The sequence below is a fragment of the Ignavigranum ruoffiae genome (genome assembly GCF_023195815.2).
GTDB classification, from domain to species: domain Bacteria; phylum Bacillota; class Bacilli; order Lactobacillales; family Aerococcaceae; genus Ignavigranum; species Ignavigranum ruoffiae.
Genome location: NZ_CP096206.2, coordinates 638,777 through 658,579, shown reverse-complemented (window position 1 = coordinate 658,579; position 19,803 = coordinate 638,777). Strand labels below are relative to the sequence as shown.

Here is a 19,803-nt window from a genome sequence, read left to right as displayed (position 1 = left end):
GCTGACAGCATATTGCGACATATGCTGATTAATATATGAAAAGGAGTGTCATAATGATATACAAAGTATTCTACCAGCCATCTAAAGAAGAATCCCCATCCCGGGAAAACACGATGGCTCTCTATATAGAAGCAGATTCTATCGTAGAGGCGAGACAACTTATAAGTGCGAATACACCATACAGAATCGACTATATTCAAGAACTTTCTGCGGCTCACCTCAATTACGAAAAAAATCATCATCCAAATTTTGAGGTCGTGAAGTTTTAGATGACAGTGAATTTAAAAAATAATGAAGTTGGCGTCTTCGCCATCGGTGGTTTAAATGAAATTGGAAAAAATATGTATGGGGTTCAGTTTCAAGATGAAATCATTCTATTAGATTGTGGTATTCTCTTCCCTGACGATGATTTATTGGGAATTGATTACATTATCAATGATTTCTCTTATATTCTTGACCACCGAGATAAAGTCAAAGCGCTCATTATTTCTCACGGACATGAAGACCACATCGGCGGTATTCCTTATTTACTGATGCAGCTGAATGTACCGATTTATGCGGATCCGTTAGCTTCTGCTTTAATTCGCAATAAATTAGCTGAAAGAGGCTTATTACGGGATGCTAACATTACGGAGTATAATGAAGATACGGTCATTAAGTTTCGTAAAACTTCTGTCAGTTTCTATCGGACCACTCACTCTATTCCGGAAGCTTTCGGAATTGTTGTAACTACACCGCCAGGCAATATTGTCTTTACCGGCGATTATAAATTTGACTTCACCCCAGTAGGGGAACCCGCAAACTTACACCGGATGGCAGAACTCGGTCAAGAAGGCGTTCTACTCATGCTTGGCGACTCTACAAATGCAGAAATTCCTTCATTTACCATGTCAGAAAGAATTGTTGGTAAATCCATCAATGATATTATCCAATCGGTAACTGGTCGGGTAATCTTTGCCACTTTTGCTTCCAATGTTTCCCGTTTACAACAAGTTGTCGATACTGCGATCAAAACGCATCGCAAGATTGCTGTGTTCGGTCGTTCGATGGAGAATGCGATCAAGATAGGTAAAGAAATTGGCTATATCGATGAAAAAGGTCAAGATATTTTTATTGGTACTCGGGAAATTAATCGCTATCCGGCCAATGAAATTATTATTCTTTGTACCGGTTCTCAAGGTGAACCGATGGCTGCCCTGAGTCGAATTGCTAATGGGACTCACCGTCAAATCGCTATTCAAGAAGAAGATACCGTTATCTTCTCTAGCTCACCGATTCCAGGAAATACGAAGAGTGTCAACCGAGTTATCAATCAATTGACTGAAACAGGCGCAAATGTTATTCATGGTAAAATCAATAATATCCACACCTCTGGTCATGGTAGTCAACAAGAACAGCTTTTAATGATGCGTTTGTTGAAACCGAAATTCTTTATGCCAGTCCACGGGGAGTATCGGATGTTGAGTATTCAGGCTCGACTGGCCGAGTTAGTCGGGATTGACCGAGACCATAGTTTTATTCTATCCAATGGGGACATGCTCGCCCTAACTGCTGATTCAGCTCGCCGAGCTGGACATTTCCAAGCTGGCGATGTCTATGTTGATGGGTCAGGAATTGGTGATGTAGGTAATATCGTCTTGCGTGATCGTAAAATTTTATCCGAAGATGGTTTAGTAATTATTTCTGCGACCCTAGATTATGAGAATAAACAACTTATCTCCGGACCTGACATTATGTCGCGCGGTTTTATTTATATGCGCGAATCAGGTGACTTAATTCAACAAATTCAACAAGAGATGAAAGCTGCGATTAATCGAGGTCTCAACGAAAACGGCAATAACATTAACGAAAAAATGATTCGCGACATCATCTTCACCTCTTTGAAACCTATTCTATTTGATAAGACTCAACGGTCACCAATGATCCTACCGGTTTTACTAGATATCAATAAAGGCGTTCGCAAACGTCACAATCATTAATCTGGTTCAATTTGCTTAACATAACACAATAAAAACGGTGCTGACTATATGTATAATCAGTACCGTTTTTTGTTTCGATATTTTTTAGACTATCTACATGTAAATTTCAAGTATAAGTTAGCCACCTAGGGTAACTAGCTATGTAACATTAATCCTCTCTGCCAGTGACGGCTTGACAATGAGCTGAGGCATGGTAGTTTGGTTCACAAGTGGGTCATTGACCTCCTCCCCAAGAAAACCATGCCGAAGGAGGCTCGTTGTCAAGCTGGCACGTGTGCTCGAGCTTGTCTTTCTTTATAGAAACAGTGTATGAAAATTTCATATGGGGTCTGATAGTCCAAAACCTTGCGCGAATAATGGTTCATCCATTGTTGGATGCGACGACAATCGGCTTCAGTCACGTCTTTCATCGAGGTTTCTTTGGGCAGAAATCGGCGAATCAACCCGTGTTGATTTTCACTGGTTCCTCGTTCCCAAGAGGCGTAAGGATGGGCAAAATAAACGGCCACGTCGTCAGCCAGTGTTTGACTCAACCCCGCAAATTCTAAGCCGTTATCCGCCGTAATACTCTTAAAGAGTAACGGAAAGTGGTCGCTTGCACGTGCTCGTAAGCTTTTGAGGGCGGCGTCCACCGCTTGAGCCGTCTTGTTCTCAATCTTTAGAATGACTTCAAAACGACTCAACCGTTCGACCAAGGTCAACAAGACCGGTTCATCTTTGCCTTTTTTGCCAATGACCGTATCAATTTCCCAATGACCAAAAGTTTGACGGGCATTAATTTCCTCAGGCCGTTCGTCGATGGACATCCCCAGGACTTTCTTATGGGGTCGAGTCTTCGGCGCGCTGACTTTGGCATGTCGTTTCAACTTTTCCACTAAATCAATATTTCGGGTCTGCATAATCTGGCAATCAATCCAATGATAGAGGGTCGTCGTACAAGGAATCAGACGCGGATCAATGTCGAGGACCTGCTTGGCGCGATGCACTACCACATCGGGTGACCACTTATCTTCTAACATCCGTTGATCGGCCCAATCGATAAAGACACTTGAATAGGCCCAAAGTGGTTTACGTCCACAATGTTGACGCTGATGCTCATAATCTTCTTGGCCGACTTCCGCGATATACTTGGAATATTGATAAGTATAAACCTTCCCATGTTGCTTTTGTTGACGGACTTGTTCAACCGTACCCCGTTTGACTTCGTTATGAATCGTTTGCGGCGCCCGTCCCAGTATTCGAGCAATGGCTCGGTTAGAATAGCCTTGTTTTTTCAAAAGTTCAATTTGGCTCCGTTCTTTGAACGATAAGTGTTTTGATTTACGATCAGATGTGGTAAAGTGGGTTTGCGTCATGTAAATTCATCCTTCTTATATTTTTGTGTCGTGACTTAAATATAACATGAATTTACATGGCTTTTTTATATTTTAGCGGTGGCTAAGTTGATTATAAAATCCGCCAGACTATCTACATCGTGATAAGTCTTTTTTTATTTATACTCAATATTTTTTTAAGGCGCGATCAATATCTCGTTTCATTTGTTCTTGCTTCAAGGCTTGACGTTTGTCATATTTCTTCTTACCCCGGGCTAGACCAAGCAAAACTTTTGCCCGACCGCGAACTAAATAGACTTTCAAAGGAATAACGGTTAAACGGTTTTGCTTAACTTCTACTCCTAGTTTATAGATTTCACGTTTATGTAAGAGTAACTTACGTTCCCTTAAAGGATCATGGTTAAAGATATTCCCTTGCTCATAATGACTAATATGAACATTCTTTAACCAAGCTTCGCCATGGTGCAGGCTCACAAAACCATCTTGAATATTAATCTTTCCAGCTCGGATCGATTTGATTTCCGTTCCTTTAAGAACAATGCCTGCCTCATAAGTCTCTAGAATTTCATAGTCATGGCGGGCTTTTCGATTTTGAGCTAAAGGTTTATCTAAGGGTTTTGCCGACATAGCATCACTTCTTCCTAAACTTACAACTTATTTGCGTTTTCTAATCTTAAATTTCTTCTTTTTCTTTGCCATAGGTTTCTTTTCGGTCTTTTTATTTCGTTTCCGTTGGTCCGAACGAGAACGTCCACCCCGATCACGAATTTGTTTCACCGGATAGACAGCAATTCCTTCGACCACTTCGGCATCAATCAGCTTGAAATCGATTTCTCTTTCTTCAACATCGACATGTTCCACTTCGATCCGCACTGCTTGGCCAATTCGAAAGACTTTACCTGTTCTCTCACCAATCAACATCATGTGCTCCTGATGAAATTTATAATAGTCCCCTTTCAAGTCAGAAAGTTTAATTAAACCTTCTACCGTATTCGCTAAGGAGACAAAAATACCAAAATTCGTCACGGAAGTAATAATACCATCAAATTCTTGGCCAATCTTATCTTCCATGTATTCGGCTTTCTTCAGGGCTTCGGTTTCCCGTTCAGCATCAACAGCTCGCCGCTCCATCTTTGAGGTGTGTTCAGCGATACCGGGAATCTTTTCTTCCCATCGGTGACGTTCCTTAGCCGATAGCTTCCCACTTAAATACAGATGAATTAGGCGATGTACTAACAAATCTGGATATCGACGAATAGGTGCAGTAAAGTGGGTATAATCTCGAGTCGCTAGTCCATAATGTCCTAAGGGTTCTTCACTATACTTGGCTTGTTGCATACTACGTAGCATCATCATCGAAACTACAGTTTCATAGGGTTCATCCTTAATGGATACTAACATCTTCTGTAATTGTTTAGGGGTTATATTCGCTGTGTTCCCGCGCAATATAATACCAAAAGCCGTCACGAACTCGGCGAATCGATCCATCCGTTCCTCATCAGGTTGTTCATGAATCCGATAAAGAAATGGCAGATGCTTGGCTTGGTAATCGGCGGCAATCGTTTCATTGGCCACTAACATAAATGATTCGATTAAACGTTCTGCGGTTTCCCGTTCTCTTAAAAGAATTTCAGTCGGATGTCCTTGGTCATCGACCACTATTTCTGCTTCTTTAGCATCGAAGTCCAAGGCTCCGCGTTCTCGACGCATTTGTTCAAGAATCTGATGAACCTCAACCATTTGTTCAACCATCGTCGCAATTTCTTGGTATTGATCGATAACTTCGCTTTGTCCTTCAATCATGGCATTCACATCGTCATAGGTCATCCGATATGACGATTCAATCACTGACAAAGCCAATTGATGTTTAATGACTTTACCCTGACCATTAATATCCATAATACAAGAGACCGCCAAGCGTTCTTCATGAGGAAGCAGCGAACAGATACCATTCGATAATCGTTGAGGTAACATTGGAACCACACGATCCGTCAAATAAACTGAAGTGCCTCGATCTAGGGCCTCGCGATCAATGGCCGAGCCTTCTTGAACATAGTGGGCTACATCGGCAATATGGACACCTAGCCGATAGGTGTCTGGTCCTAATTTTTCCAAGGAGATGGCATCATCAATATCTTTAGCTGAAGCCCCATCAATGGTAATAATTAACTGGTCTCTTAAATCTAAGCGACCTTGAAGATCTTCTGCTTGAATCTCCTGAGGGATAGCTTCCGCTTCTCGCTTAACTTCTTCAGGAAATTCATGAGGAATATTAAATTGATAGAGTATTGAAAGAATATCCACACCTGGTTCATCTTTATGTCCAATTTCCTTAGTAATCAACACTTCAATGCGTTGCGGATGTTCGCGGCTAGGATAGGACTTAATTTCAGCAATACAGATACTACTTGCTGCCGGGTGAATGCCATCAGGCAAGACAAATACGCGCAAATCTTTAGATAATTCGCCTTGTGGTATTAAACATCCTAGATAACCTGTCTGTTGACGCTCATCACTATCAAAACCGACAAACTCGCCAACCACTTGTTGACTAGCTCGTTCGACTACTTTAATAATTTTAGCCAAAGAGCCTTTACCGGTCTGTGGGTCAACTTCTTTAATAATTTCGGCTTCAACAGTATCCCCATTCAAAGCATTCCCTTGATCGCCTTGAGGAACAAATAAATCGGTTAGATTCTCATCATAAGTAATAAAACCAAAACCCTTGGCATTGGCACGATAAGTCCCAATCACTCTTCGTTGGGATGGTCGCCACTGGTACTGCCCTCGTTGGTTAATATGTAAATCTCCTTGATTTTCTAAGAAATTTAAGGCTTTGACTAGTCGTTTGTATTGTCGATTTGAAGTCATTTCAAATAATGCAGCCAAATCTCCAGCCCTAAAGGCCTGTTCAGCATGACCTTCAAAAAAATCTAATAAATCTCGTTCTAATTTAGATAGACTCATGGTAGCCACCTTTCTTCTGCGAGCGATTCTGATCAATAAATTCTAACAAATCCTTTTCAAAGTCAGAACGTTGGGGATTTACCGTAATAACATGGGTATTCTCGGGATACTCATGATAAACGACTAAGTTATCAGGTAAAGCTTGAGCTAATATAGCGGCATCGTTTGGATTTATCAGTTCATCTTGTAAAGATTGGGCAATAAAATAGGGACGCTTAAGTTGGCTCATTAATGGTCGGAGACTTTCCTTAAAGCTTTCGATCTCTTGAATCTGTGCTCGATGAGATTTAAGAATATCTTGACGAACAGTCTGATAATCTGATGCGAATTTATTTTGATAGAGCGTCTGAGCAAACTGGTCAAAGGCTGATTGAATATTTATCGGCCGTTGGGTCATTACCGGAGAATTAAAAATCCCCCCCGCCCTTAACGCAAAATCATCCTGACACAAAGCCCAAGAAGCTAACAAACCGCCCATCGATAAGCCAAAAATAAACAAATCACGATAATCACGTTGAGTCATCCAAGCGATGGCATCGCGGGTCTGTTGTTGCCAAATTTCTATATTTCCTTCAAAAAGATCATAAATATTTTGGCTACCATGACCGGCAAATAAGGGGCTTAAGACTTGATAGCCTTCCCTTTTTAACCGGTTAGCGAGCAGATTGACATCCATCGGCGAACCCGTATAGGCATGGAGGAGAATGATTCCGACCTCCGAATCATCTCCTTGATAAAATCTTGCTCCTTCCAATCTGTCCAAGTCGCCATACCCCTTCCTGAATATATTCATTCTAACATGAACTATTAAAAAAATCTCTGATGACCCTCACCAGAGACCTAAAGTTAAATAATTAGCCAATAACAGCCAAACTAATCGCTAATACAAAAAATAAAATTGCGAGTACCGTCGTAGCTCGAATTAAAAAGGCTTCAAAACCTCTAGCCTTCGCTTTAGGTTGGCCATCATCGCCACCACTTAACATACTTGCCGCATTAGACTTTGAAGGTTGCATAACGACAAAGATGATAATCAACACAGCAACAATAACTAATGCAGTTAACAGAATCTGTTTCAAAGTGATCCTCCTTTAATCAAATATACAAAGGTAATTCTAACACAAATAAATTTAAATAACTATAAGCGGTTAAGAATTTATCAATCAGGATCTCTAGAGTTGTCAAACATATGTTACAAATATAGAAAACTTCTGATGCTGGCCGAGCCTATCATTCAATCATCTTTTTCCTGGGGACGGTCAAGGAGGAAAGCACCGCGATCCTTGACCGTCCCCAGGAAAAAGATAAACTGGTTAAGGCTAGGACATCGTCGTCTCAAAATATTCTTTAACCACTTCATTCGGGCTTTTAAAGTTTAATTGTTTGCGATGAACGTTATTCCCGCGGTTTATGTAACGTTGATGGGCCGCGATCAACTGGGCTTCTGAATCAAATACACGACCATAAATGCGTTCACTATCTTCTCGATGACTCCGTTCTACAATGCCATTTTGCCATGGAGAGTAAGGTCGGGTGCGTTGATAACGAATCCCTTTCATGGCTAGCACTTCTTCAAATACACTGAGCTGTTGGGTATCATGCATTGAGTTTGTAAATTCTGACCCATTATCGGTTTGAATGGTGTCGATCTTAAAACCAAATTTGTCTTCTAAATCAATGAGAAAGGTCGCCGTATGCGTCACACTTTTTTCGTCAACAATTTTACAGACTCGTTTTCGACTGTATTCGTCGATGGCTGTGATTTGATAATAACGTTTCCCATGGCTATCCCAACGAATACACTGTTGAGGAACATATTTGATATCGATTTGGACCTTTTCACCCGGATATGTGACGAGATGAGGACGCCAGTTTGTTTTCGGATAGGTCTTTTTGACCGGTTTCTCGTTGCGATTCCAACCTCTTAGGCGCACTTGCTTACACATCGAGTCATAGCTTCGGGTGTATCCTTGACGACGGCATTGAACGTATACCTCGGCAAGTCCTTCATGACCATACCGTTGATATTTTTGTTGAATGATTTCAAGTTCTTTAGGACGATGCTGATTCGGATGGGAATGGGGTCGGCGACTCTTTAATCGTAAACTATCCCAACTGCCATCGTAGCGATCCCGCCAACGTTTCACATTCTGGCGGCTCGTATGATATCGTCTAGCGGCCGCTGCATTGTTATTATATTTTATCGCATATTCGACAACTTTTTTCCGATAGCGCATTTCTTCTGTTATAATGAGTTTCATAGGAAGCTCCTTTCACTGTTCTGCTCAAACATAGTGTATCAGAAGCTTCCTATTTTTTTATGTTTTTTTGTCACATATGTATTATCGTCTAACACGGTTAAGAATTTATCAATCAGGATCGGGATTGAATCAGACTGGTCCAATTACGGGTCCGATAAATATAATAACCATACAATACAATAAGCATATTTGAAAGTAACATGGCAATCCAGATCCCTGTTGAACCTAAATCTGTAAAATAACTCATGATCATAATCAGAGGCAGACGGATAAACCAAAGACGTCCCACTGACATATACATGGCATACTTGGTTTGGCCGCAACCCTGGAAGAAACCATTAAAGGCAGAAAACAGTCCCATAAAGAAAATAATAAATGCTGTATAATCCACGTATTCTTTCGCTTGTAACCACAAATCAGGATCCGCTTGTCCGGCAATGAAGATTCCTAAGACCTGGTCCTTAAAAATTAAAACCAAAGCGGAAGCAATCACCGACATCAGCATAATAAATTGAATCGCTCGTTTAAAGATCAAGAAACTACGATCGTATTGACGAGCTCCCATATTCTGACCAATAATCGAGGTCAAAGCCATTCCAATGCCTAATTGAGGCTGCATCAATAAATCAGAAATACGATTCACCATCGAGAAAGCAGCCAAGGTATTGGTTCCATAAGATTGAATTAAGGAATTCATTACTGTAAACCCTAGAGCTGCCCCACTATAACCCATTGACGAAGGCAAGGCGACTTTTAAAATATGCCAACTAATGGCCGGTTGATATTGCCAATTTAAGAACTTCATCGGAATCGGTGTTTGCCGATGAACCGCACTAATCGCTAAGAGATAGAGCACAATCTTGGCAATAATGGTTGCCCAGGCAGCACCAGCGATTCCCATACCTAAACCAGCTAAACCAATCACAGGCACTTTCTGATAAATAAAGAAAGGGTCTAAAATAATATTCAAAAACATTGAAATCGCTGAAATTAACGTAATGGTTTTCGTCTTTCCTTGAGCATTTAAAATCGCTTGATAACCAAAGAAACCAAAATCAAATATAATACCAATAAAATTTATCTGTAAATAAATGATCGCTTTTTCTAAAAATTGGCCCTGCCCACCCATCAGGCGCAACATCCATGGGGTTAATAAATAGCCAAAAAAAGCAATCGTTAATCCAGCAAGCGATGTGATCAATAAAGTATTATCTATATAATATCGGACAAAATTGTTTTGTTTTGCACCGATATGTTGAGCAATTAAAGCAGTCGCTGCCACTCCAATCCCCATCCCGATTGAAATAAATAGAAAATTTAGTGGCCAAGTGAAAGCGGTCGCTGCGAAATCTTCAGCAGACAGCTGCGCCACATATAATCCGTCCGTTACCGTATACAAGGTCCGAACCAAATTGTTTAGCATTAAAGGAGCAGAGATGGTTAGAATAACTTTCATAATGGGTCCATGTATCATAAAATCCTGCTCTGTTTTATTTTTCTGCATGGCTATCCTCCTACAGGATATTATTATACACTAAACCAACTTAATCAGGTCAAACTTATTGACCAAAGATATACATTCTTAATTTGAACCCAGTTATTTGAAATTCATGACTTGCTAGGAATTAGATGGCAGAGTGAAAGCCATCGGCTCAGCATACTTTACTCACATCAGTCCCTTGAAGCCCTCGACTATTAGGGCCTGAGTCGTAAAAGTAAGTCTGAAGCTTATCAGATAAACGGAAGACGGTGCCCAATTGATTCACCCTGTTCATGAATTGATGTGAATAACTCAAACTAGATTTTTATAAATAACCCACTTAATATTTCGTTCAATTCACATAATTATTATTGTACAAATCTTAATTTTCTGAACCATATCAAAAAAAAACAAATTTTGAACCAGAGCTACTGGCAAGAAATATGAAAATCCACCCAGCTTACCATCACTTTGCAACTTGTTGCTTAGAGATGGTCTAGTGGATTTAGTCTGAAAAAGCGTATGCTTTGAAAGACGGTCTCTTGCATGAGCGATGGTTCAATAAAGTTTGTTTTTGGATAGAATAGACTCAATAAAATAAAAGACCTAGGCTCATTAAAGCCTAGATCTTCTGGTGGAATTGATTTTATCAACCAATTTTTACATTTTAAATATTTTATTCTCGGGTAATCCCTTGTTCGCGCGCACAGTCTGCTACAGCCTTAGCTACCACATCCGCAACCTCACGATTTAAAGCTGAAACGATAATATTTTCTGCTGTAAGCTGATCATCTGGAACCATCTTGGCAATCGCATAGGCCGCTTCCTCTTTCATCTTTTCGGTAATTTCTTTAGCGCCCACGGATAAAGCGCCTTTAAAGATTCCTGGGAAAGCTAAAACATTGTTAATTTGATTTGGATAATCTGAACGACCCGTACCGACAATCAATGCACCTGCTTCAAGGGCGTCTTCTGGCATAATCTCTGGAATCGGATTAGCCATGGCAAAGATAATCCCCTCATTCATTGATTGAACCATTTCCTTAGTAACCGTACCTGGAACTGAAACACCAATAAATACATCCGCACCCTTTAGTGCATCCGCCAATGTTCCCGTTTGATGGTCTAAGTTAGTAATTTTTGCAATTTCTTCTTTTTCTTGGTTGAGTCTTGGATCGCCTTCACAAATGATTCCATGACTATCACACATAATAATTTGACCAAACTTCATCGTATCTAATAATTTAGCAATCGCTACACCAGCAGCTCCGGCTCCATTAATGACGATTTTTAATTGTCCCATTTGCTTGTTTGAAATCTTCAGGGCATTAATCAAAGCCGCCGCAGTCACAATCGCCGTACCATGTTGATCATCGTGGAAAATTGGAATGTCACATTTTTCTTTCAAGCGACGTTCAATTTCAAAGCAAGCGGGAGCAGAAATATCTTCTAAATTAATCCCGCCAAAACTTTTTGAAATTAATGCAATGGATTCAACCATTTGGTCAATATCTTCAGTATCGACACAAATAGGGAAGGCATCAACACCGGCAAAATGTTTGAAGAGAGCACATTTTCCTTCCATAACTGGCATCGCTGCTGCCGGACCAATATTCCCTAAACCAAGTACAGCAGTCCCATTGGTAATGACCGCGACGAGATTAGAGCGACGCGTAAGTTTAAAAGATTCATTGTAGTCTTTAGCAATAACACGACAAGGTTCCGCAACTCCTGGAGAGTAGGCTAAGGATAAATCTTCTGAACTCTCAATCTTAGCACGAGAAATGACTTCAATTTTGCCATTTAAGTCATAATGCATTTGTAAGGCTTTCTCAAATACGTCCATAATATTTCCTCCTATTTAGATCATTTCTTCTGGTTTAATGATTTGATCATACTCTTCTTCACTTAGGTAACCTAATTGAACACTGGCTTCTTTTAGACTGATAGACTCTTCGTAGGCTTTCTTAGCGACTTGAGCAGCTTTCTCATAGCCAATCACTGGATTTAACCGGGTTACCAACATCAAGGACGCTTGTAAATTCTCTGCCATGACGGATTCATTAGCTTCAATGCCTTGAGCGCAATTCTTATTGAAGGAATTTAAGGCATCCGCCAGTAATTGGATCGATTCAATCACGTTCTTAATCATCACTGGCATATACACATTCAATTCAAAATTTCCTTGAGACGCAGCTAAACCAACAGCTACATCGTTAGCCATGACTTGAACAGCGACCATGGTTAAAGCCTCGGATTGGGTCGGATTGACCTTGCCAGGCATAATGGATGAGCCTGGTTCATTAGCTGGGATGGTAATTTCAGCTAAACCACAACGAGGACCAGAAGCGAGCCAGCGAATATCGTTGGCAATCTTTAAAGCATCCGCAGCTAAAGCTTTCAAAGCCCCATGTAGAAAGACTAACTCATCCTTAGAGCTTAAGGCATGGAACTTATTCTCAGCTGTTCGAATCGGATAACCCGTCAAATCAGCAATTTGCTCAGCCACACGTTCAGCAAAGCCAGCCGGTGCATTGAGTCCGGTACCCACCGCAGTTCCACCTAGAGCAATCTCGTACACATCTTGCAGACTCCGCTCAATCATTCTTTGGTCACGGTCCAAGGAAGCCTGCCAACCAGAAACTTCCTGACCAAAAGTAATCGGCGTAGCATCTTGCAAATGAGTGCGACCTACCTTAATCAAGTGTTGGTACTGTTGACTCAAATCTTGGAAGGTTTGACTTAAATCTGCGATAGCAGGTAGCAACTGCTCTTCGACCAGATTCACAGCAACTAAGTGCATCGCCGTTGGGAAGGTATCGTTCGAAGATTGTGACATATTCACATGATCATTGGGATGTAACAAAACTTGCCCGGCAATTTCATTCCCTCGATTAGCAATCACTTCATTCACATTCATATTCGATTGGGTACCAGATCCCGTTTGCCAGACAACCAAAGGAAAATGCTCATCCAAACGCCCTTCCTGGATTTCATCACAAACTTGACAGATCAGTTGACAACGCTCTTGATCCAACTTACCTAGCTGATAGTTAGTCAGTGCAGCTGCTTTCTTCAAAACGGCAAAGTTATAAATCAGCGGAAGCGGCATCCTGTCCTGACCGATTTTAAAGTTTTGGAAACTTCGCTGGGTTTGGGCCCCCCAGTATTTATCAGCAGGTACTTTGACCTCTCCTAATGAATCGTGCTCAATACGAAATTCCAAGTTATAACCCCCTGTTTATTTTGAAATAAATTTTTATACCGGCTCAATTATACTATAGTCGGAGAAAAATGAAACCCTTTTCAACTTCTTTACTTAATTAATTCAATAAACTTGCGTAAAGCGTTGGAATGATAACGATCTCGTTTCCAGTAGAAATACAGATTCCGATGCGCTGGCTGATCATCTAAGCGATAATAAATCACATTATCACGACCGGGTGTCTTTGAAATCAAGGTCGTCCCGACAAACGAAACCGCCATGCCTGAAGAAGTAATATTATAAGCGGTCATTTGTTGGTCCACTTGAAAAGAAACCAGCGGTTCAAACTCATTGTCCTGACAAATTTGGCGAGCTCGCTCACCGGTGTCATTATCTTCTTTTAACAACACAAAGGGTTGATCTTCCATTAAATGCAAAGGTAGACTTGGTTTATGAGTTAAGTTTGGATAGGACTGGCGAATTTCTTGAGCAGTGAATTGATATTCCTTTAACTCTTGATTAATCGAAAATTCTCCAGGAATGGCTAAAAATAGCGACTCATGTCCATATAAAACGCGATCAAAAATTTCTGCATCTAATTCAGTATTATCGATCAAAATATCGATTTGCCCGTCATTCAACATTTTGACTAATGTATTGGTCGTCTCCTCCACTAAATCGAGATCTAAGTTAGGGTAAGTTTGTGAAAATTCGGCCATCAATTTAGGCAAAATGAGTGACGCAAAGAGACTGGTCCCACCAAAAATTAATTTCCCCCGTTGTAAATTAGAGTAGTCGCTAATATATTTGGCAAAGTCATCCTCAATTCGGGCAATTTCCTGCGCCTTAGTAATATATTCATGACCAAATTCTGTCAGTGTCAATGGAATCGTCGACCGATCAAATATCGGTAACCCCAATTTCTTCTCGATTCGTTTAATATTGGCACTTAAGGATGGCTGGGAAATAAATAATTTCTTGGCGGCTTTAGAGAAACTTTTCTCCTCATAGACGGCCATGACATATTCTAAGCCTTGAAACATAATTCTCGCTCCTTCTATAAGCTTTTGATTATATCTATTATAAACTAAAATGTATTGGAGTACATCCTTTTACCCCCCTATAATAAGGGCAACGCTTACAATAATAGGAGGATTCTGAATGCTTAAAGATAGCAAGTCGTATAGAAAAGAATTTGATTCCATTGGTTCACATGATGTTCCTATTGATGCCTATTACGGTGTTCAAACGATTCGCGCCAAAGAAAACTTCCCAATTACCGGATACCAACTCAATCCAATCTTTATCAAAAGTTTGGCTTATATCAAGAAAGCGGCTGCCTTAACCAATGCTGAAATTCAACTTTTGAGTCAAACAAAGGCACAAGCTATCAGCCAAGCCTGCGATGAGATCATTAATGGAGAGCATCTAGAACAATTTATTGTAGATCCGATACAAGGTGGAGCCGGAACTTCGATGAATATGAATATTAATGAGGTCCTAGCTAATCGCGCTTCAGAAATCTTACATGGCAAACTCGGTGATTATCAAACAGTCCATCCAAATGATCATGTCAACTATGGTCAATCGACTAACGATGTCATTCCAACCGCTGGTAAAATGACTGTCATTCAACTTAGCAAAGATTTACGTCAAGAATTAACTCGTTTGGCCTCAGCATTTGGCGATAAAGCTAAAGAATTCGACCATATTATTAAGATGGGACGGACTCAAATGCAAGATGCTATCCCTATCCGTTTAGGTCAAGAATTTACTGCCTACCAAGAAGCCGTCGAACGTAATATTCGTCGTTTGGATAAAGTCTTAGAGGAAATGCATCAAGTAAACTTAGGGGGAACAGCGATTGGAACAGGTCTTAATGCAGACCGTTTCTATGTCGATCACGTCGTACCTAAATTAGCTGAATATAGCCAACTTCCATTAGTCCAAACCGAAAATCTGATTGATGGCACTCAACATATTGATACCTTTGCCGCTGTTTCAAGTCAACTTAAGAATTGTGCCATTGCCTTTTCAAAAATTGCCAATGACTTACGACTTATGTCTTCCGGTCCTAAAACAGGCTTTAACGAAATTAACTTACCTAAGAAACAAAACGGTTCTTCAATTATGCCCGGTAAGGTAAACCCAGTCATTCCAGAAGTAATCAACCAAATTGCTTTCAGAATTGTGGGTAATGATACAACCATTACCATGGCCGTTGAAGCTGGTCAATTGGAATTGAATGCCTTTGAACCGATTATCTTTTACTCACTGTTTGAATCTATCACCATCTTAACCCACGGTATACGCACCTGGATTGACAATTGTATTGTAGGCATTACTGCCAATGCAGGTCGAAGCCAAGAAATGGTCGAAAATTCAATTGGTATTATTACTGCCATTGTTCCTTTTGTTGGCTACCAGAAAGCAGCCGATTTAGCCAACCAAGCTCTGGCTTCAGGAAAATCAGTCCGTGAATTAATCCTCGAAGAGAAATTATTAAGTTCAGAAACGCTTTATAAGATTCTGGATCCATACAAGATGACTGAACCTGGCATCTCAGACATTAATGAATAAATAATTATCTGAACCGAAATTGTCATCGGCTTAGTTTCTTATTAAGAATATCAAAATCTTCAATACAAAATTTTCTAAAAGACCGGTCTACAAAAGATACTTTTGTGGGTCGGCCTTTTATTCTACATACTCCCCTTGAATGTTCAAAGTCATCAGACTATCTTTTTGCATCTTCTCAACTAAGAAAAAACTTATGGTATGATAGATATAATTATAAAATTATATAAATAAGGAGGTCGTCTATGTTAGATAAAATCAAAGAAGTCATGATTGCGATAATACCGATTAATATTTTAGTGATATTCATTGATTTATTTATTTTATCACTACCCAGAGCATCCTTACTGATATTTTTTGCCTCGAGTTTATTGCTGATAGTAGGATTGGCCTTATTCATGCTAGGTGTTGATATTTCTGCCAGCCAGATGGGACGGATGTTGGGGCAAGGATTAACCAGACTGAAAAGTAAACACCATTTATTTCTTGCAACTGCAGGGGTAGGTTTTATCATCTCGATTGCGGAACCCTCACTCACTATTTTAGCGCATCAAATTGAGCGGGGAAGTTTCCAAGCAATTAGTCAGCTTAGTGTGATTATTATTGTCTCGCTAGGAATTGCTGTTTTTATGGCCTTGGGGATTTTTCGAATTGTATTTCGTTGGAATCTGCGAACCATCATGATGTTGGGGTATTTACTCGTATTCTTACTTTCTTTCTTTATTGACGATACGATATTTGCCTTTGCCTTCGATGCTTCTGGGGCCACGACGGGCGTGATGACTGTGCCTTTTATCTTAGCGATTTCTCAAGGGATTAGCTCGATGACCGACAATCCAACCGAGGACGATCACTTTGGTCTAGTTGGCATTACCTCGATCGGTCCAATTCTAGCAGTCATAATTTTAGGCCTATTAACCCCTCAACTTAATATAGATATCACTGACATAGAAGCGGTTGGCCTTAATCCTTCGGAAAATTTTATCTCTTTTTTCCTAACCCAGGCTTTTCAAAGTATCAAACAAGTCATTTTTGGATTAGGACCACTTCTATTTATCTTCGCCATGTATCATTATTTCATTGAGAAGCAAAGTCAGCGAATGATTCGAGATAGTTTACTAGGTTTTCTTTATCTAGCTGTAGGGTTAACCCTCTTTCTACTGGGAGTTTCAACCGGTTTTATGCCTCTAGGGCGTATCCTTGGAGAGAATTTATACATACAGGTATCGACCATATGGTTAATGCTGATTGGCTTTATACTTGGGGTGGTCGCCATCTTGGCTGAACCGGCTATTTACGTATTAATCGACCAAATGGAAATGGTGACAGGTGGAGCAGTAGCCAAATTACCGATACTCATGACACTTTCAATCTCGATAGGTTTGGCTATTGTCTTATCAATCGCCAAAATTCTAGTCCCTAACCTTAATTTATGGGGCATCTTATTTATCGGTTTTGCTTTGATATTAATACTTGCCAATAAGGTTTCGCCGCTCTTTGTCGGACTCGCCCTCGATTCGGGGGGAACAGCCTCAGGGCCAATGACTGGAACTTTTATTTTTGCTTTTATCCAGGGGATTGCTCAAGCTCATCCCCATGCTGAACCTTTAAGAGATGGTTTTGGTATGATTGGAATTGTAGCGATGACCCCGATTCTTTGTGTTCAAATACTTGGACTCATTTATCAAAAGCAACAAGATCAAGCCGAAGACTGAAAGGAGGAATTTGATGAATACTGAAGAAAAGAACGAACTAATGATGGCGGTCGCTATCGTCAATCAAGCAAATGATCGAAAGTTTATCAAACAAGCCACTAAATACGGTCTAGCAGGTGGGATTAGTATTCCCGCTGAGGGCTTGGTTTCTTCTAGCTTGCTAAAACTGATGGGCATACGAAAAGAAAAAAGAAAGATGATTCTTCTTTTTGAAAGAAAAAATCGTCTGATACCCATCTTAAATCAATTGGTGAAAGACTTTAAGATGGATCAAGCCAATCATGGCATTATTTTCTTATTATCAGCCAACTTCAACTTGGATTTACATAGTAATTTGAGCGACAATGATTGGCAAGAACCATCCCTATCAAATCAACTTATCTTGGCAACTTATCGACACCAGCGACGTCAAGATTTCATTGACCATTTCCAATCTTATCAACCACGCGGTGGTACTATATTTACCGGCATTAGCTTAATAAAAGAAGAAATCTCTAGAGTTCTGGGGCTTGAACAGGCTCCCCAAAAAGATTTACTATTATCGGTCATGCCCAAGACAAAGGTGAGTGAAGTTTTTAAAGGACTAGAACATCAATTTCAAATTAGCCAAAGTAAAGGCATGCGACTATACTCATTCGATGTCGACCAATTTAGTAAAGACATAACCAAAGACAAGGAAAGAACACCAGTACTTATGGATAAGTCCTTAAGTTTATTGGTGGCGATTATCACGGACCCCCTCTTTGAAACTCTGACTGATTTGCTAGAAGAACTGCAAATACATGGAGGAACCTTACTACATGGCCGAGGAATCCTTAAAGAAGAAGCAATCGAACATTATTTCCGCATACCAATCAATCCAGAAAAGTTTATCTTTTTCATTATCGATACTAAAGAACAAACAGATCGAATTTTTACAAGGATTCAAGAACATCCAAAATTGATGTCCGCTCATCAGGGAGTGTATTTCACCCTACCTATTCAACAAGCATTTGGCTTACATCAAAGGAACCATAATAAATAAAATAATAAAAGGATCATCGATTAGTGATATTTTTGTTTGTATAACTTAATGATAAATAAGCCCTAACTGTCTTTTTCAATCAGTTAGGGCTCATTTTTTTAATCAACTTAATATCCTTATGAAATCGTCTTTAACAAGGTTTGTTGTAGATTTTCCTCGATTTTCTTAATTTCTACTTCTGCTTCTTGGCGCGCTTTCTTTGCATTTTGATGAATCTGAATGGACTCTTCAATGGTAGAAATTAAATCTTCATTGACCTTCTTCAAGGTTTCAATATCAATGGTGGACCGTTCAGCTTCTTTAGCGACTTCAACTGTATTCTTCTTCAAGGCAGCTGAATTTCGCTTTAATAATTCATTCGTTGTATCAGAAACTTCACGCTGCATTTCTAAGACTTGTTTTTGCTTATTCATACCTAGAGCAATCACCACTTGCGATTTCCATAATGGAATGGTATTGGTAATCGCATCAGACACCTTATCAACCAACAATTTGTCATTATTTTGAATCAGTTTGATTTGGGGTGCGGTTTGGATTGCTACCGTTTTTGACGTTTTTAAATCATGGACTTTCTTTTCGAATCGGTTAACGGTTTCTTGGAAATCATTGACCACTTGGCTGGCCATCGGATCCCCACTGGTCTTGGCTTGCTCAAGTAAAGAAGGGATTACTTCTTGGCGCAATTCTTCAATCTTCTCTTCACCCGCTACAATATATAACTGAAGCTCATTGAAATAGGCTACATTCTTCTCATAAAGCTTATCAAATACGCCGATATCCTTGAGTAGTTCCATCCGGGCATTCTCTAACTGTCCTTGGATTTTATCAATTTGATGTTCCATATTATCATAACGTGCCAGGTATTTTTCTACCGAGCGTTTAGCATTTTTGAAGAAAGGAAGTTTGGCTAATAAGCCCTCATCTTGAATCTGCGTAATATCTAGGTCTTTAACTTTGACCATCAAATCAGCCATTAAATTACCAACATCCCCAACATCTTTCGAGCGTACTTCGGCTAGAATGGTATCAGAGAATTGCGCAATGTTCTTCTGAGATTCGCTCCCATAGACGGTCAGTAAGGTTGAGTCCTGCATATCGATCTCTTGTTTGATTTCATTAACCCGTTGACGATCTTCCTCAGATAGTTCGGCGACCTTTTGTTCGACCTGTTGAGTCAGGACTGCTTTATCAGTAGTTACAGAATCGGTCAGCGCATTCGCTTTCATCAGTGAATCTAGGGTAATTTCAGATTTAGTCATAT

The 19,803-nt window shown here is 40.0% G+C and carries 16 protein-coding genes; 5 read left to right on the top strand and 11 right to left on the bottom strand.

Annotated features, from left to right (window positions below; all coding sequences use genetic code 11):
- Positions 1 to 53: 53 nt before the first annotated feature.
- Entirely contained in the window at positions 54 to 269 is a 216-nt protein-coding gene (locus tag M0R79_RS03140; RefSeq protein WP_092570412.1) for a DNA-directed RNA polymerase subunit epsilon, read from the top strand.
- Positions 270 to 1,979, top strand: coding sequence for a ribonuclease J1 (gene rnjA, locus M0R79_RS03135; RefSeq protein WP_248416477.1), 1,710 nt, complete (start codon positions 270 to 272; stop codon positions 1,977 to 1,979).
- A 260-nt stretch (positions 1,980 to 2,239) separates the two neighbouring features.
- Here the strand turns inward: rnjA and M0R79_RS03130 are convergent, their stop codons facing one another.
- From M0R79_RS03130 to M0R79_RS03085, 10 genes are all read right to left on the bottom strand, one after another.
- Complete coding sequence (locus tag M0R79_RS03130; protein ID WP_248416049.1) at positions 2,240 to 3,334, bottom strand: IS30 family transposase; 1,095 nt, start codon at positions 3,332 to 3,334, stop codon at positions 2,240 to 2,242.
- Positions 3,335 to 3,478: 144 nt separating this feature from the next.
- On the bottom strand, positions 3,479 to 3,940 hold the full coding sequence (smpB, locus tag M0R79_RS03125) for an SsrA-binding protein SmpB (RefSeq protein ID WP_248416478.1): 462 nt from the start codon (positions 3,938 to 3,940) through the stop codon (positions 3,479 to 3,481).
- A gap of 27 nt (positions 3,941 to 3,967) precedes the next feature.
- The gene (gene rnr / locus M0R79_RS03120; RefSeq protein WP_248416479.1) at positions 3,968 to 6,280 is read right to left on the bottom strand and encodes a ribonuclease R; all 2,313 of its coding nucleotides are present in this window, start codon (positions 6,278 to 6,280) and stop codon (positions 3,968 to 3,970) included.
- Positions 6,267 to 7,043 carry an alpha/beta hydrolase gene (locus M0R79_RS03115; protein ID WP_248416480.1) on the bottom strand — a complete coding sequence of 259 codons (777 nt, stop codon included), beginning with the start codon at positions 7,041 to 7,043 and terminating at the stop codon, positions 6,267 to 6,269. Before M0R79_RS03115 ends, rnr begins: the two co-directional genes overlap by 14 nt.
- Positions 7,044 to 7,134: 91 nt before the next feature.
- Positions 7,135 to 7,359 (bottom strand): preprotein translocase subunit SecG, encoded by a 225-nt coding sequence (gene secG / locus M0R79_RS03110; protein ID WP_248416481.1) that lies wholly within the window; start codon positions 7,357 to 7,359, stop codon positions 7,135 to 7,137.
- A gap of 240 nt (positions 7,360 to 7,599) precedes the next feature.
- Positions 7,600 to 8,541, bottom strand: a complete 942-nt coding sequence (locus tag M0R79_RS03105) for a DDE-type integrase/transposase/recombinase (protein WP_248415963.1) — start codon at positions 8,539 to 8,541, stop codon at positions 7,600 to 7,602.
- Positions 8,542 to 8,653: 112 nt separating this feature from the next.
- A complete protein-coding gene (locus tag M0R79_RS03100) occupies positions 8,654 to 10,045 on the bottom strand; it encodes an MATE family efflux transporter (protein WP_248416482.1) in 1,392 nt (463 codons plus the stop codon).
- A gap of 652 nt (positions 10,046 to 10,697) precedes the next feature.
- Positions 10,698 to 11,867: an NAD(P)-dependent malic enzyme gene (locus tag M0R79_RS03095; protein ID WP_248416483.1), complete on the bottom strand. Its 1,170-nt coding sequence runs from the start codon at positions 11,865 to 11,867 to the stop codon at positions 10,698 to 10,700.
- Positions 11,868 to 11,882: 15 nt separating this feature from the next.
- Positions 11,883 to 13,247: a class II fumarate hydratase gene (fumC, locus tag M0R79_RS03090; RefSeq protein ID WP_248416484.1), complete on the bottom strand. Its 1,365-nt coding sequence runs from the start codon at positions 13,245 to 13,247 to the stop codon at positions 11,883 to 11,885.
- 89 nt (positions 13,248 to 13,336) lie between these two features.
- A complete protein-coding gene (locus M0R79_RS03085; protein ID WP_248416485.1) occupies positions 13,337 to 14,269 on the bottom strand; it encodes a LysR family transcriptional regulator in 933 nt (310 codons plus the stop codon).
- Between the two features lie 118 nt (positions 14,270 to 14,387).
- On the opposite strand from M0R79_RS03085, the gene M0R79_RS03080 reads away from it, so the two are divergent.
- The 3 genes from M0R79_RS03080 to M0R79_RS03070 all read left to right on the top strand — a co-directional run bounded on the left by M0R79_RS03080 (position 14,388) and on the right by M0R79_RS03070 (position 18,542).
- A complete protein-coding gene (locus M0R79_RS03080) occupies positions 14,388 to 15,806 on the top strand; it encodes an aspartate ammonia-lyase (RefSeq protein WP_248416486.1) in 1,419 nt (472 codons plus the stop codon).
- A gap of 242 nt (positions 15,807 to 16,048) precedes the next feature.
- A complete protein-coding gene (locus tag M0R79_RS03075; protein ID WP_248416487.1) occupies positions 16,049 to 17,518 on the top strand; it encodes a DUF1538 domain-containing protein in 1,470 nt (489 codons plus the stop codon).
- A 13-nt stretch (positions 17,519 to 17,531) separates the two neighbouring features.
- Entirely contained in the window at positions 17,532 to 18,542 is a 1,011-nt protein-coding gene (locus tag M0R79_RS03070; RefSeq protein ID WP_248416488.1) for a hypothetical protein, read from the top strand.
- Positions 18,543 to 18,658: 116 nt separating this feature from the next.
- On the opposite strand, the gene M0R79_RS03065 is transcribed toward M0R79_RS03070, so the two are convergent.
- Positions 18,659 to 19,801, bottom strand: coding sequence for a toxic anion resistance protein (locus tag M0R79_RS03065; protein WP_092570443.1), 1,143 nt, complete (start codon positions 19,799 to 19,801; stop codon positions 18,659 to 18,661).
- Positions 19,802 to 19,803: the final 2 nt, after the last annotated feature.

Bases quoted from the DNA above. Each gene is read 5' to 3' on its own strand.
- M0R79_RS03140 (WP_092570412.1), top strand. From the start codon at position 54: ATGATATACAAAGTATTCTACCAGCCATCTAAAGAAGAATCCCCATCC.
- rnjA (WP_248416477.1), top strand. From the start codon at position 270: ATGACAGTGAATTTAAAAAATAATGAAGTTGGCGTCTTCGCCATCGGT.
- M0R79_RS03130 (WP_248416049.1), bottom strand. From the start codon at position 3,334: ATGACGCAAACCCACTTTACCACATCTGATCGTAAATCAAAACACTTA.
- smpB (WP_248416478.1), bottom strand. From the start codon at position 3,940: ATGTCGGCAAAACCCTTAGATAAACCTTTAGCTCAAAATCGAAAAGCC.
- rnr (WP_248416479.1), bottom strand. From the start codon at position 6,280: ATGAGTCTATCTAAATTAGAACGAGATTTATTAGATTTTTTTGAAGGT.
- M0R79_RS03105 (WP_248415963.1), bottom strand. From the start codon at position 8,541: ATGAAACTCATTATAACAGAAGAAATGCGCTATCGGAAAAAAGTTGTC.
- M0R79_RS03100 (WP_248416482.1), bottom strand. From the start codon at position 10,045: ATGCAGAAAAATAAAACAGAGCAGGATTTTATGATACATGGACCCATT.
- M0R79_RS03095 (WP_248416483.1), bottom strand. From the start codon at position 11,867: ATGGACGTATTTGAGAAAGCCTTACAAATGCATTATGACTTAAATGGC.
- M0R79_RS03085 (WP_248416485.1), bottom strand. From the start codon at position 14,269: ATGTTTCAAGGCTTAGAATATGTCATGGCCGTCTATGAGGAGAAAAGT.
- M0R79_RS03080 (WP_248416486.1), top strand. From the start codon at position 14,388: ATGCTTAAAGATAGCAAGTCGTATAGAAAAGAATTTGATTCCATTGGT.
- M0R79_RS03075 (WP_248416487.1), top strand. From the start codon at position 16,049: ATGTTAGATAAAATCAAAGAAGTCATGATTGCGATAATACCGATTAAT.
- M0R79_RS03070 (WP_248416488.1), top strand. From the start codon at position 17,532: ATGAATACTGAAGAAAAGAACGAACTAATGATGGCGGTCGCTATCGTC.
- M0R79_RS03065 (WP_092570443.1), bottom strand. From the start codon at position 19,801: ATGACTAAATCTGAAATTACCCTAGATTCACTGATGAAAGCGAATGCG.